Source organism: Paenibacillus physcomitrellae, from assembly GCF_002240225.1.
GTDB classification, from domain to species: domain Bacteria; phylum Bacillota; class Bacilli; order Paenibacillales; family Paenibacillaceae; genus Fontibacillus; species Fontibacillus physcomitrellae.
In genome coordinates this window covers 1,733,545-1,747,621 of sequence record NZ_CP022584.1, presented here as the reverse complement: position 1 = coordinate 1,747,621, position 14,077 = coordinate 1,733,545, and the positions used below count along the sequence as shown (strand labels likewise).

Sequence of the window (14,077 nt, the reverse complement as noted above, 5' to 3'; positions counted from 1 at the left end):
GGATATTGTACCATATCCTGTTAGATTTAAAAGGAGGTAAAATAACGGATTTGGACACTCGTTTGAGATGGCTTTCAATATCATCGTCAACGCAAAGCCCGGACGGGTGAGCTCAGGGGACCTATCCAGCCCAATCAGTGGAATAATAGAGGGAACAAATTAAGATTCGTCGTCTCCTTCTAGGTTTAAACGCTTACAATTATGATGCTATTATTTCCGTTCAATGCTAGAATCAAGTATGCAATGGAGCCAAGCGGACAAATGAATAATCTTCACTCACAGCAACTAAGATATCAGCAAGCAAGATCATATAGAGAGAAACGAAGGCCAAAACCACATGGAGAGAGTGCTATTGCTCGATGTGTTTTTTTTAGCCTTACAAGTTGTGTTATAAGTAACTTTTTCATACTCTTGGAGAGAGGCTCGCATGCCTGTATGCTGGGAACCCTAAAGAATCGGAGGGAGAACTCGTGAATTATTCCAAAACTATATTTCTCGGTAAACCCAAAAAACTAGCCTTTAAAATTCCCTTTGCTTATTTCCTTATCATTTTAATTACCGTAGGGTTCAGTTATTTGGTCCTTAACAAAATTTCCTCAAATTCAGCCCAAAAGAAAATCAATGAAGCATCTCTGCAAACCATCGCCTCCATACAGGCCAATGTCGATTTAATGATTGGCAATGTCAATAATTATTCTAAAATGATTTTCTCGGATCATAATCTGCAAAACTTGCTGAGGCAAGGGAACTTATATGCTAATCTGGATACCCAATCCAAAGTAAGTTCGTATCTGTACAACCTTATGCAAGCGGTTCCAATTATTGATTCGGTCTATATTTTTGACAATTCGGGTCATCGCTTCTCGGTCGGCACTCAAGAACTGCCCACTTTTAAGGAGGTAAATGTGCAGGACGCATCGTGGTACGATCAGGTGGTTCAAAATAAAGGTAAATACCTGCTAAGGCTGAACGGCAGCGGAGCTTTCTCGGAAGGAACCGTCAAAGGAAATTTTATTTCGTTTATCCGGCTGATCCGGGATATTGATGACACTTCCCCTTTAGGGGTGTTGGTCCTAAACATTAAAGCAAGCTCCTTTGTTCAGGCGTACTCCAGCCTGCTGAATCAAGATTCATTTCATATTGCGATCCTGGATGAGAACAATCAGACCATCATAGCTAATCCGGCTTTTGACCAAAACGGTACCGGCCTTCAGCAGCTAATCACATCAAATAAAGAGAAACTTCAAGAAAAGTTCGATCAGAGCGGTTCAGGATTTCAGACCCTAAATGCGGGTTCACAAAAATACACGGTATCTTATCTGTCCGGTGGAGCCTACAATTGGAGGTTTATCAGCATAAACTCCTATGAAACGATTGATTCCAGAAATAAGTCATTGGTGCTTTTAGCCCTGATTTTGCTAGTCATAAATGGAACCGTATTTTTTGTAAGTTCTTTTATTATCTCACGAAGCATCATTAAACCTATTCATAAGCTTCTTCGGGCCATGTACAAGGCGCCAAGCGGGAACTTCAGAAAAGTGAACGTTGAATTGAACAGCTATGAGTTCGAACAGCTGTATAGGGGATACAACCAGATGATCGAACAAATTGAGCAGATGCTTAAGCGAATTATTGAAGAGCAGAATACCCTCCGTAAGGCGGAGCTGACTACACTGCAAGCTCAAATTAAACCGCATTTTCTATATAACACGCTGGATTCCATAACCTCGTTAGCCCTGTCGGGATTAAATGATCAGGTATGTGAATTGATTGAGGCATTAGGCAGTTATTACCGATTAAGCGTGAATAAAGGAAGGGAAGTCATTACGGTCGGGGAAGAAATTGAAATTGTCCGGAATTATTTAATTATTCAGAAAACACGTTATCAGGATGTCTTTGATGTTCAGTTCGAGATGGATGAGGAGTGCAGGCAGACTCCAATTCCGAAGCTGGTCATGCAGCCGTTGGTAGAAAACTCTCTTTATCATGGAATACGTCCTAAAGGTTCCCCAGGAAAGATAGGAATCAGTGTGAAGGGGACAAACGAGAATGTCGTGATTACCATAGCTGATGATGGCGTGGGGATGTCTGGGGAAGAAATTGAGGAGATTTTAAACACAGAAAGAAAAGGCCAAAACAAAAGTTTTGGTCTTTGGGGAACAATGGAGCGCCTGCGCATTTTTTATGAAGATAAAGACTGTGTCCAAATCGAGAGTGAACCCTTGAAGGGAACTAGGATTACATTAATCATACCGAATGGAGCTGATCTGGGATGGGGGAACTAAAGGTCTTAATTGTCGATGATGAATATCTAATACGGAATTTGCTCAGAATGCGCATTGATTGGGAGAAGCAGGGCATGAAAATAATCGGGGAAGCCGCTCATGCCGCCGAAGCTCTTGAGTTTGTGGATAAGCACAGACCGGATGTTATTTTCACCGATATTTACATGCCTTCTATCGACGGAATTGAGTTTAGCGAAAGAGTGTTAAAGAAGTATCCCGATATCAAAATCGTAATTGTGACCGGCCACGACGAGTTTGAATATGCACGCAAAAGCATCAAAATCGGGATTTCGGATTTTATTTTGAAGCCGATTCACGCTTCAGAACTGCTTAGTGTAACTGAAAAGCTAAGAAAAACGATTGAAGAAGAGCGCACGCGTGAAAAGGAAATGGAAGTTCTGAAAGAGGAACTGAGGAGAAACCTTCCTTATCTGAAGGAAAAATTTCTATACCACTGGCTGAACGGCTCTCTCTCTAAAGAAGAAATTTATGAAAAAGCGGCGTATTTTCAAGTCCCTATGGGACGTGGCACAGAAGCATTTCAAATCGCTGTAATGGAAATTTCTTCTGTCTCAGCGACGCATACCGAGGAGCAGCTGATTCTATTACGGATGGAATGCAGGAATAAGATTGAAGCCTTTTACAAGGACAACTCACAGGTCATTATTTTGACGGATACCCGGAATCAGATCGTGCTGATTTCCCAGAGCCAAGACAACCATCTTGTCTCTGACTGCGAATGGCTGATGGCAAATTTGCTCCATTTGGGCACATGTACAGTGAGCATCGGCATCGGGCGGAGACATGAACATATAGAGGCGGCACATCTCGGGTATGAGGAGGCCTGCCGCGCTCTGCATTATCAAGCTTTCGTGGGGAAAAATCAGGTTGTCTGTTTTGAAGATATCGTTGAGGGCGGGGATGAACAGTACCGTTCGAATACGGAGCTCCTTCGTCAGCTCCAGTTCTACATAAGTGTAGGCTCGTCTGAACGTGCGTCCCAGACTTTAGGTCAGATCTTTGATGTTTCGTTTGCCTCGGTATCACAGTTCCGGATGGCAGCCATGGATGTCATTATGGAGTGTCAGCGTGCGGCGATTGAACAGCAAATCGAAAATGAACACGTGTTTGACAAGGAAACGTTGGTGTCTATTCTTACCGCCGAGCTTTTACCGCAATTAATGCAGAGCCTGGAGCGGTATGTTCTGCATGTTGCCGGCGTTATCTATTCCAGACAGGAAGCTAAAGTAGGCAATCTGATCAGCCAGGTGAAAGATTACCTGGAGCATAATATCAGCAATCCTGAGGTGGGATTAGCGAGTACGGCGGCTGCTTTTTTTGTCAGTCCGGGACATTTGGGACGGCTAATGAAGAAGGAGACCGGGCAGACCTTTGTTGAGTACTTAACAAATTTACGCATGAAGAAGGCGGAGATGCTGCTGAAACAAACGGACTTAAAAGGGTATGAAATCGGCGAACAGGTGGGTATTACGGACCCGCATTATTTCAGTATCTTATTTAAAAAGAACATGGGCCGATCCATGAATGAATATAGGAACTGCAGGGAGTAGCGGGAAGATGTTTGAATTTTAAAAGGTGATGTCTGGATTTTGAATGGAGCTTAAGGGGGAATTTCCCTAAAATTCCTTATAGAAACAGCAAACATTCATGGGGAGGTTCAATAATGAAAGCGTTATTAAAAAGAACGATGGGTGTCATTTTGGCTGTAGGATTGGCAGGCAGCCTCGCCGCGTGTTCGTCCGGATCATCTTCGAATGGAGCGCAATCAAATGAAAGCGGATCCATTAAGTTGACCCTTTGGGATCAATCCGTAGGCAACACAGATCCTACTGCGAAGCTGCTGCCGACGATTATTGACAAATGGAACAGCGACCATCCGGACATTCAGATTGAACGGACGGGGACTACAGGCGAGCAGTATAAGACCAAGATCAAAACTTCAATTGCCGCCGGCGAAGCTCCTGATGTTTTTTACGGTATGGGCGGAGGAAGTTTTATGGAGCCTTACATCAAATCCGGCAATGTCCTCGACATCTCGAGTTATCTGACGGATGATCTCAAGGCTAAACTGGGACCGGGCATGGCGGAAGCGATCGAGAATGACGGAAAAATTTATACCCTGCCCGTCTATACTCATATTGCGAACCTTTACGTGAATACCGAATTGTTTGATAAAGCAGGCGCCAAACTCCCGACAACCTATAAGGAACTGCTGGATGCCGTGGATAAGCTGAAAGCGGCGGGAATCACGCCGGCGTTAATCGGGGAAAAAGACCGCTGGCCGGGCATGTACTGGTACGACATCATTGCGATGCGCCAGGCCGGAAATGAGGCGGTTAAAGAGGCGTTCAAAGATCCGTCGAAATGGAATTCTCCGGATTTTGTAGCTGCAGCGGCAAAAATGCAGGAGCTGGCCAAAGCTGGCGCATTCAACAGCAGCATGTTCAGCATGAGCTATGATGAAATGCTGGGCGCCTTTAATGCCGGGAATGGGGCTATGATGGTTCAGGCCAACTGGGTAAATGCCGGTATTGAAGATCCTTCCTCCGCCGCCAAAGGCAAGGTTAAAGTCATCCCGTTCCCGGTCTTTGAAGACGGTAAAGGAACAAACACCGAAATTTTCGGCGGAGCCGTCGACGGCTTCTATATCAGCAGCACCACCAAACACCCTAAAGAAGCAGCCGAGTTCCTGAAATACCTAAGCGAGCAGCTCGGCACACAGGGTTACCTGGCCGGAGCAGGACTTCCAAGCTGGAAAACGGACGGGCTCGATACTTCCGGATTGTCCTCGCTGGACCTGTCCAGTGCAGAAATTATGAAGACCGCAACCTCGTTTATCGCTTGGTGGGATAACATTCTCCCGGCAGAATCCGCTGAAACCCATAAGAACTTGATTGCGCAGCTTCTGGCAGGCGACATCACGCCTGAGGAATTCTGCAAACTGATGGCCCAGCTTCAGCCGACAGAGCTGAGCCTTTAACATGAAATAAACCTAAACAAGATGTGGTCAGGAGTTTTTCCTGATCACATCTTTGAGAGGAGGACGATGATGAATTCTGTATTTTCAAATAAAACAGCCATAACGATATTTGTTCTTCCTACCCTCCTTATCTTTTGTGCGATTGTTTTGGTTCCGATCTTCGTTTCGAGTTATTATAGTTTGCTGGATTGGAATGGCGTCGGCAAAGGAGCGTATATCGGGTTCCATAACTACGTGGAATTGTTTACGGATTCGAGAGCCTTGAATTCCATGAAAAATTCGCTGCTGTTTGCAGCCGCTTCTATCTTCATCCAGCTGCCTTTATCTCTTTTGCTGGCCCTAATATTAGCATCGAACGTTAAAGGAGAGGGCTTTTACCGCACGGTTTATTTCATACCTGTATTGATTTCAACCGTAGTTATCGCACAGCTGTGGTCTAAAATCTATAATGCAGACTATGGACTTCTGAACACTCTGCTGGAAAATGTGGGGCTCTCCCATTTGGCCCAAGACTGGCTTGGACAGAAGAAAACGGCGCTGATTGCCTCGTTTATCCCGACTCTATGGCAGTATATCGGGTATCACATGCTGCTGATGTATGCGGGAGCGAAGTCAATTTCGCAGGATATTTTTGAAGCGGCCAAGATTGACGGGGCTTCCCGAGTGCGGACAGCCTTCTTAATCACCATTCCGTTAATGAAGCCGGTCCTTAAAGTATGCCTTGTATTCTCTGTCATTGGTGCATTTAAAGTATTCGATCTGATTTATGTGCTGACAGGAGGCGGTCCTTTCTTCACCACGGAAGTGCCGAGTACCTTAATGTACACAACGATTTTTGATACTTACCGATATGGTTATGGCAGTGCCATCTCGGTCTTCATTATCCTTGAATGCCTAGTAGTTACTTTGATCATCAATAAATTCATCAAAACAGAGTAGGGGGGAGAGTAGTGAGTACGGCTGAAATGGCGTTACCGAAAAAAACCATGCCCATAGGAACTATTCTGCTGCAGGCGTTTTTAATTCTTATTGCGATTACACAGATTTATCCGCTCATTTGGCTGGCCTTCTTCTCACTTAAAGATAACAGTGAAATCTTCAGCGGTGATGTGGCGAACCTTCCTAAACAGTTCCTTTGGAGCAACTACGCGAAGGCACTGTCGGAAGGGCATGTCTTGACTTATTTCTTTAACAGCGTATTTGTGACTGCCGTATCGATTATTCTTGTTCTAATCCTGTCGTCCATGACCGGTTATGCCATTACCCGGATGAACTGGAAATTAAGCGGTTTAACGCTGACCATTATCCTTCTGGGGATGATGGTGCCGATTCATGCGGCATTGCTGCCGCTGTTTATGGTATTAAAAAATTTAGGTCTGCTGAACAGCTACTGGTCCTTGATTATTCCTTATGTTGCTTTTGGTATCCCGATGGCCGTGTTTATTCTCGGCAGCTTCTTTAGGGGGGTTCCCCGGGAGCTTGAGGAAGCCGCCGTTATAGACGGGTGCGGCATTTACAGAACGTTCTTTTCCATCATTTTGCCGCTTGTTCGTCCGGCCATATCGACGGTCGCCATCTTTACGTTTCTTTCCTGCTGGAACGAGCTGATGTTTGCCGTGACCTTTATTAATAAAGAGTCTATGCAGACGCTGACAGTCGGGATGATGTCGATGGTCGGAACCTACATCACCCAGTGGGGGATTATCGGGGCGGGGCTCATGATTACGACGATTCCAACGATTATTATTTATTTGCTGCTCAACAAACAGGTGCAGAGAAGTATGATCGCCGGTGCAGTTAAGGGATAGGGTGCAGTTGGCTCATAGCCATCCACATAGACAACTAGCAAATCGAACAGTAGATCCTGAAGGGAGACTTATCTATGAACACTACCATTACCGTTAATGCAGATCAGTCGACAGGCACCATCAGCCGCCATATCTACGGGCATTTTGCAGAACATTTAGGGCGCTGCATTTATGAGGGGATCTGGGTAGGCGAGGATTCACCGATTCCCAATACCCGCGGGATCCGGAACGATGTTCTTGAGGCGCTTAGAAACCTAAGCATCCCCGTCCTGCGCTGGCCGGGCGGCTGCTTTGCGGACGAGTATCACTGGAAGGACGGCATAGGGCCAAGGGAACAGCGCAAACGTATGGTGAATACGCATTGGGGCGGTGTGGTGGAGAATAACCACTTCGGCACCCATGAATTTCTGGACCTGTGCGAGCTGCTCGGCACGGAGCCTTATATTTGCGGGAATGTGGGCAGCGGCACCGTTCAGGAAATGCAGGAGTGGGTCGAATACATGACCTTTGACGGTGAATCGCCAATGGCCGACTGGCGAAAGGCCAACGGGCGCGAGAAGCCGTGGAAGCTGAAATATTTTGGCGTCGGAAATGAGAATTGGGGCTGCGGGGGGAACATGCGTCCTGCCTATTATGCTGATGAATACCGCAGATTTCAGACTTACGTACGAAACTATGGCGAGAACCGCGTCTACAAGATAGCCGGCGGGGCGAATTCGGATGACTATAACTGGACGGAGACGCTGATGCGTGAAGCCGGCGGGTATATGGACGGTCTCAGCCTTCACAACTATACCGTGCCTGGAGGATTTGAGGTCAAACGTCCGGCGACCGGCTTTGACGAAGCGGAGTGGTTTGAAACGATGCAGCTGGCGCTCCGGATGGACGAACTGATTACCCGCCACAAGGCAATCATGGACCAGCATGATCCGAAGAAACGGGTTGGTCTCATTGTTGACGAATGGGGGACGTGGTTCCAGGTAGAGCCCGGAACCAATCCCGGTTTTCTTTATCAGCAAAATTCGCTGCGCGACGCGCTTGTAGCAGGCCTGCATTTCCATGTCTTCCACCGGCACTGCGACCGTGTTCATATGGCGAATATCGCGCAGACGGTCAACGTCCTGCAGGCCATGATTTTGACAGAAGGCGCCGAAATGCTGCTGACTCCAACCTACCATGTGTTCGAAATGTTTAAGGTCCATCAGGATGCGGAAGCACTGTCACTCCATCTGGATACGGGCGATTACACCTTGGGGGACGAGTCGATCCCGCAGATCAGCGCATCTGCATCCAAACGCGCGGACGGAACCCTGGACATCAGCCTCTGCAATCTTGATCCTAACCGTGAGGCTGCCGTCTCGCTTCAGCTGAGGGGATTAGCCGGAATTCCGGAGGTCAGCGGGCGTGTGCTTACCCATAACGACATGAATGCGCACAACACCTTTAGCCAGCCGGAAACGGTGAAACCGCAGGCTTTTGAAGGAGTCCGGAGTGTGAGTGCAGACGGATTATCCGCTGTCCTGCCGCCAGCCTCCGTCGTTGTGCTGACGCTGCTTTCCTAGCCGTATGGCCGTGAATCAGACATGTAAAGGCTGCTCGGCGGATGTATGGGTTACGGAAGCCCAAATCCAAAAACTCCTCGCAGGGATGGAGGGCAAGGGCTTCAGCTTTGTGAGCGAGACCGTTTATCAAACCCGGCTTGCGGTTTGCCGGACGTGCCCGTCACTGGTATACGGAACAACATGCAGCCATTGCGGATGCCTGGTGGAGGTCAGCGGGAAGCTTGCGGGGAAAAAGTGCCCCCATCCGGCGGGCTCCAAGTGGGAAAAGGCAGAACAGGCATCTGCATCTGCAAAATCTTAAAGAAGGAAGTGGCCGTATGGCTGAATTAAGTTTGATCAATAAAGTCCCGACCCGGGGAAAAGCGGTTGCCTTTACCTTTGACGACGGGCCTGATCCGCTTTATACGAGGCAGATCATGGATATATTCCGCGAGGTTAATGGCCACGCCACGTTTTTCATGATCGGTCGCCAGATCGAACTTTACGGGGATTTGGCAGCAGAGGTTCATGCAGCAGGGCATGAAATCGCCAATCATACTTATACCCATCCTGATCTAACCAAGCTGACGCTTAAGGAGGTTCGTACCGAACTGGAGCTTGCAGATAGCCGGATTAGGCAGGTGACAGGGAAACAGGCTTCCCATTTCAGGCCCCCCTATTTTGCGGTCACACCTGAAATTATCGCCCTTGCGGCAGAAATGGGCTATACATCCATAGGATGCGTGAATGGGGAAGCCAAGGACTGGGAGCAGCCCGGAGTAGGCTTTATCGTGGATCAGACCCGGCTAACCGTGGAGAGCGGAAGCGTTTTCTTATTCCACGACGGTTATGGCGAGCGGTCCCAAACCGTTGAAGCTGTGCGGATTTTGGTGCAAGAGCTGTCAGCGGAAGGATTTAGTTGTGTTACGGTAAGCGAGCTGCTGCAATCAGCCGCCGCTGATCAGGTTTAACAGTAAACGTTGTCTAAGCGAACATCCACTATTTAGGGCGACTCTAATCAGCACAATAAGCTGAATTCAGAGTCGTCTTTTCTTGTGAGTATCGAATTTCCGCTATTATTGTCGAAATGAATAATATGACTATAGATCAATAATACATGAGGATATGTCATTGCATCCAAAGGTCAGAAGGCTTACTTTTAAAATAATAAATGAAAACGCTATCACCAATAAATTCAACCGGTATCCATGTGCAGATTAGGAGGTGAGCGGCATTTTGCTGTACCCATTAAACTTGTCGGCAGATAGGGGGAGACCTGAAGATTTCGAGTATAAATAATAATAGATCAATAATATTTCCCGTTTTTTTTGGTTCCAGTTAGGACTTTATGTTCATTCATTGGTTACTACACTTGCCATGGGCATGAGTACAAAGGGGGATGCATATGAAAAGATTTTTGGCTATTCTGCTGATCGGGGCTTTGATGACAGCTCTTACTGCTTGCGGTGGAGGAAATCAACAGGCGGAGGAGAACCCTTCGGGCAGCTCTAATCAAGGGAAAGAAATTTCGGGTGACCTCACCGTATTCGGGTGGGGCGGCGGCGAGGAGCTCCAATCCCGGAAGGAAGCAACCAAAATTTTTAAGAAGCTGTACCCGAAAGTGAAGGTTCATGAAGTGTGGCTTCCGGCGGATAATATCGATGTCAAGCTGGATGCGGCTTTGGCTGCGGGGAATGCCGGCGATGTGATCATGATGTCCCCGGACTGGAAAGGGCTCAGATCCAAGTGGTTTGAAGATCTGAATCCTTATATTGAAAGGGACCAATTGGACCTTGAAGCCTTGTTTACGCAGGGGGTTGACGGAGGGTATGTGGATCCGGACGGCAAACGGGAAGGCATGCCGACCACGGCCTCGGATTTTATGATCGCATACAACAAAGATATCTTTGACAAGGCCGGCATCGCCTATCCTACGAACGACTGGACCTGGGACGATTTTGCGGCCACAGCCAAACAGATTTCCTCGGGGGAAGGCGCTAACCGGGTTTACGGGATTGTATCCCATTGGATTCTGCAAAGCTTCGCACCGTTTATTTACGGCGGCAAGCCTTATAACGAGGATTGGACCAAACAGACGCTGGATGATCCAAACACCCTTAAAGGTTATCAGCTGTTCGGCGATCTCGTGAAAGCCAAAGCGATGCCGGATGATGCGGCTGCCAAGAGTATGCCGATGGACCAGATGTTCGCTGCAGGTAAAGCGGCTATGTACCCGCTTGGTCTGTTTGAAGCATCGACGATCGCCAAAAATATCGGGTCCAACTTTAAATGGGGAATCGTCATGCCGCCGAAGGACCCGTCCGGAAAAACCGTCAACATTAAATTCCAGACCGGCTTTGCCATGAACAAGGACTCCAAAAACAAAGAAGCCGCCTGGGCTTATATTAAAACGGTGTCCCTGAATAAAGAGGTAGGCGACTTGTACAGCAAGGTTAATCTCCCTGCCGCGAAAGAGTCGGCCGACGGCACGTTTGCCAATCTGAAAATTGAAGGCACGGATATTTCCATGATGGACTTTATAACGGGGCTGCAGGACGCGACGACCTTCCCTTGGGGAGGCTCCATTGCCAAAGCCGGCGACCTCTATGAGCAGACCTGGCAGCAGGTTACGGTTCAGGGGAAATCGGCTGAGGAAGCGGCTAAAGCCTACACCTCACAGATTCAATCCGCTCTCGATTCCATCCATCAAAGTAAATAGCAAACAGGGTAACGAGGCATTTACGCCCGGTTTATCAAAGGGAGGATACCTGGCATCCTCCCTTCCTATTCTCATCCGGTCTCAAGCGGAGGTTTTAAGGGAGGCAAGAACATGAAGGCGCGTATCAACGGCATCGATAAAAGAGAGGAAAAGCATTTTTTCCTCTTCATCTCGCCATGGCTCTTGGGCTTTTTGATTTTCACCCTGTACCCCATGGTTTTTTCTATCATTTTGGTCTTCACGAATATGGATATGACCGGCTCCGGTCAATTTGTCGGTTTCGCTAATATCATCCGGGCCTTCACAGAGGATCCGCTGTTTTACCGCTCTTTGCTGAATACGCTTTATTTTGTGCTTGTGTCCGTACCGGTCAGTTTGCTGGCGGCTTTTCTGATTGCCCTTCTGCTTAATCAAAAGCTTAAGGGGGTTGGTTTTTTCAGGACCAGCTTTTACATTCCTTACATTACTTCAGGCGTTGCGGTTACCCTGCTTTGGGGGTGGATCTTTAATGCACAGTTCGGCCTTGTCAATTATTTTCTGTCTCTCTTCGGCATTACGGGACCCAACTGGTTAAGCGATACCCGGTGGGCGATGCCGGCGATCATTATTATGGGGATCTGGACCATCGGAAACTCCATCATCATTACGCTGGCGGGGCTGCAGGATATTCCGGAGGCCCTGTACGAAAGCGCAGAAATTGACGGTGCAAGCAGTTTTGTAAAAATCACGCGGATCACCCTGCCTCTGGTAACGCCTACGTTATATTTTAATCTGGTCATGGGGATTATCGGCGGTTTCCAAATCTTTATGCAGCCGTACATCCTGACCGAGGGCGGCCCGAGCTACTCCACCTATACTTACATGATGCATATTTACAACAGCGGATTTAAATACAACGAGATGGGGTACGCTTCCACCTTGGCTTGGTTATTATTCCTCGTGATTATGATCATCACTCAAATCGTAAACCGGACCTCCAGACACTGGGTTTATTACGATAACTAATTTGGGAGGTGCAGCCATGGAGGCTTATTATAAAAGTAAAAGAACCAGCGACCGGATCAAAACCAGCCTCAGCTATGGGGTATTAACGATTATAGCCGTTATTTTTATTTTCCCGTTTATCTGGATGCTTTCCACCGCTTTTAAAATCCCGTCTGAGGCTTATACGCTGCCTCCCAAAATCATCCCGAATACGTTCACATGGGATAATTTCGTCCAGGGCTGGCAGTATGCGGATTTCACGCGATATACATGGAATACCTTGATTGTAACGGTGCTTGCCACACTGGGAACGGTGCTGTCCGCTTCCTTTGTAGCTTACGGCTTTGCACGTTTTAAATCCCGGTACAGCGGAGTATTGTTTACCGTCGTGCTTGCCACCATGATGCTCCCCAGCCAGGTGACCCTGGTCCCTACTTATCTCCTGTTCACCAAACTGGGCTGGCTTGATACCTTGAAGCCGCTTATCATTCCTTCCTTTTTTGGAGGCGGCGCATTTAACATTTTCCTGCTCAGGCAGTTCTTCAAGACGATCCCGAAAGATCTCGACGAAGCGGCTTATATTGACGGGGCCAATGCCTTTCAGATTTATTACAAAATTCTGATGCCGGCCATCAAACCGGCGCTGATCACGGTCGGCCTCATGTCGGTGACCTTCCACTGGAATGACTACATGTCTCCACTGATTTACCTGAACAGCGACCAGAATTTCACGCTGGCCATCGGTCTGCAGTTCTTCCAGAATTCTTTCGGGTCCTCGCAGATTCAGATGCTGATGGCGGTTTCCTTGATTACGGTTATTCCTGTATTGATATTGTTCTTCATCGGTCAGAAATATTTTGTGCAGGGAATTACGATGACCGGGATCAAGGGTTAAGCTTGGTAGGGCCCGGCGTTCCTGCGCCTGAACCGGTGTTTCTTTTGTTGAATTTCTTGGGCGAGGAACCGGTTAGCTGCTTGAATTGTCTGCAGAAATGCTCCACATTCCGGTACCCGCACCGGTCTGCAATCTCCGCAACCGTGTAGGGGCTGTGGATGAGATATTCCTTGGCTAAGCGGATCCGGCTGTGAATGACATCATCCATGCACGTCAGGCCAAAGGATTTTTTGTAGATGACCTGGAGATACCCGGGGCTGATGCTTAAGATTTCTGCCATTTCCGACACCGTCCAAGGATGGGTAGGGTTATTATGGATAGCCGACCGCAGCTTTAGAAGATTGTAATGCTGAGGCGTAATTTCCTCGCGGAAATAAGACTCCAGCAGTTTGTTGAACAGCGTTCTGAGCAGGCAATCAATGGATGATTTTTTGTAGTCTTTGTTGAACGAGTTCTCAATGACCAGAAGCTGGAACAGCCTGTGGCAATATTCGGGGTCGTCCAAAGGAAAAGGACTGCCAAAGGGCAGCGAAGTTTCAGTCACGTAAGGCTCATCAGTTTCAAAGCGGATCCAGTCATTGACATATTGTTCGGCGCATGCCCGGTAATAGATCTTTTGATGCGGTTCAAATAGCACTGCACAGTGGGGCGGATACTCCCTCAGCTTGCCGTCCACCCAAAATTGGGCGGGGGTCTGCGTAATAACCAACAGCCAGCAATTATGGCCTTCCGGAATATCAAAAACAAAACTGCTGTTATGCGCCGCATCATATTCGACGTAAAAAATGTTTGTCATGTTTCTCACCTTCGTCAGGAGGTATAGTCGAGCGAATCCAAAACCGCA

At 47.7% G+C, this 14,077-nt stretch carries 12 protein-coding genes; 11 read left to right on the top strand and 1 reads right to left on the bottom strand.

Going from position 1 to position 14,077, the window contains the following annotated elements:
* Nucleotides 1-470: 470 nt before the first annotated feature.
* The 11 genes from CBE73_RS07945 to CBE73_RS07895 all read left to right on the top strand — a co-directional run bounded on the left by CBE73_RS07945 (nt 471) and on the right by CBE73_RS07895 (nt 13,233).
* Nucleotides 471-2,285, top strand: a complete 1,815-nt coding sequence (locus CBE73_RS07945) for a sensor histidine kinase (RefSeq protein ID WP_094093778.1) — start codon at nt 471-473, stop codon at nt 2,283-2,285.
* Nucleotides 2,273-3,856 carry a response regulator gene (locus tag CBE73_RS07940; protein ID WP_094093777.1) on the top strand — a complete coding sequence of 528 codons (1,584 nt, stop codon included), beginning with the start codon at nt 2,273-2,275 and terminating at the stop codon, nt 3,854-3,856. The genes CBE73_RS07945 and CBE73_RS07940 overlap by 13 nt, the downstream gene beginning before the upstream one ends.
* A 113-nt stretch (nt 3,857-3,969) precedes the next feature.
* On the top strand, nt 3,970-5,286 hold the full coding sequence (locus tag CBE73_RS07935) for an extracellular solute-binding protein (protein WP_094093776.1): 1,317 nt from the start codon (nt 3,970-3,972) through the stop codon (nt 5,284-5,286).
* Nucleotides 5,287-5,352: 66 nt separating this feature from the next.
* Nucleotides 5,353-6,225, top strand: a complete 873-nt coding sequence (locus tag CBE73_RS07930) for a carbohydrate ABC transporter permease (RefSeq protein WP_237167703.1) — start codon at nt 5,353-5,355, stop codon at nt 6,223-6,225.
* A gap of 11 nt (nt 6,226-6,236) precedes the next feature.
* The gene (locus CBE73_RS07925) at nt 6,237-7,094 is read left to right on the top strand and encodes a carbohydrate ABC transporter permease (protein WP_229752680.1); all 858 of its coding nucleotides are present in this window, start codon (nt 6,237-6,239) and stop codon (nt 7,092-7,094) included.
* Between the two features lie 74 nt (nt 7,095-7,168).
* Nucleotides 7,169-8,656, top strand: coding sequence for an alpha-N-arabinofuranosidase (locus CBE73_RS07920; protein WP_094093775.1), 1,488 nt, complete (start codon nt 7,169-7,171; stop codon nt 8,654-8,656).
* A gap of 4 nt (nt 8,657-8,660) precedes the next feature.
* On the top strand, nt 8,661-8,957 hold the full coding sequence (locus CBE73_RS22390; RefSeq protein ID WP_094093774.1) for a DUF6171 family protein: 297 nt from the start codon (nt 8,661-8,663) through the stop codon (nt 8,955-8,957).
* A 16-nt stretch (nt 8,958-8,973) separates the two neighbouring features.
* Complete coding sequence (locus tag CBE73_RS07910; RefSeq protein WP_094093773.1) at nt 8,974-9,606, top strand: polysaccharide deacetylase family protein; 633 nt, start codon at nt 8,974-8,976, stop codon at nt 9,604-9,606.
* Between the two features lie 434 nt (nt 9,607-10,040).
* Nucleotides 10,041-11,354, top strand: a complete 1,314-nt coding sequence (locus CBE73_RS07905; protein WP_068696821.1) for an ABC transporter substrate-binding protein — start codon at nt 10,041-10,043, stop codon at nt 11,352-11,354.
* Nucleotides 11,355-11,465: 111 nt separating this feature from the next.
* A complete protein-coding gene (locus tag CBE73_RS07900; protein ID WP_229752679.1) occupies nt 11,466-12,359 on the top strand; it encodes a carbohydrate ABC transporter permease in 894 nt (297 codons plus the stop codon).
* Between the two features lie 16 nt (nt 12,360-12,375).
* Nucleotides 12,376-13,233 (top strand): carbohydrate ABC transporter permease, encoded by an 858-nt coding sequence (locus CBE73_RS07895; protein ID WP_229752678.1) that lies wholly within the window; start codon nt 12,376-12,378, stop codon nt 13,231-13,233.
* Here the strand turns inward: CBE73_RS07895 and CBE73_RS07890 are convergent.
* Nucleotides 13,223-14,029, bottom strand: a complete 807-nt coding sequence (locus CBE73_RS07890; protein ID WP_094093770.1) for a helix-turn-helix transcriptional regulator — start codon at nt 14,027-14,029, stop codon at nt 13,223-13,225. The two genes, CBE73_RS07895 and CBE73_RS07890, sit on opposite strands and share 11 nt — an antisense overlap.
* Nucleotides 14,030-14,077: the final 48 nt, after the last annotated feature.

Bases quoted from the DNA above. Each gene is read 5' to 3' on its own strand.
- CBE73_RS07940 (WP_094093777.1), top strand. From the start codon at position 2,273: ATGGGGGAACTAAAGGTCTTAATTGTCGATGATGAATATCTAATACGG.
- CBE73_RS07935 (WP_094093776.1), top strand. From the start codon at position 3,970: ATGAAAGCGTTATTAAAAAGAACGATGGGTGTCATTTTGGCTGTAGGA.
- CBE73_RS07930 (WP_237167703.1), top strand. From the start codon at position 5,353: ATGATGAATTCTGTATTTTCAAATAAAACAGCCATAACGATATTTGTT.
- CBE73_RS07920 (WP_094093775.1), top strand. From the start codon at position 7,169: ATGAACACTACCATTACCGTTAATGCAGATCAGTCGACAGGCACCATC.
- CBE73_RS22390 (WP_094093774.1), top strand. From the start codon at position 8,661: ATGGCCGTGAATCAGACATGTAAAGGCTGCTCGGCGGATGTATGGGTT.
- CBE73_RS07910 (WP_094093773.1), top strand. From the start codon at position 8,974: ATGGCTGAATTAAGTTTGATCAATAAAGTCCCGACCCGGGGAAAAGCG.
- CBE73_RS07905 (WP_068696821.1), top strand. From the start codon at position 10,041: ATGAAAAGATTTTTGGCTATTCTGCTGATCGGGGCTTTGATGACAGCT.
- CBE73_RS07900 (WP_229752679.1), top strand. From the start codon at position 11,466: ATGAAGGCGCGTATCAACGGCATCGATAAAAGAGAGGAAAAGCATTTT.
- CBE73_RS07895 (WP_229752678.1), top strand. From the start codon at position 12,376: ATGGAGGCTTATTATAAAAGTAAAAGAACCAGCGACCGGATCAAAACC.
- CBE73_RS07890 (WP_094093770.1), bottom strand. From the start codon at position 14,029: ATGACAAACATTTTTTACGTCGAATATGATGCGGCGCATAACAGCAGT.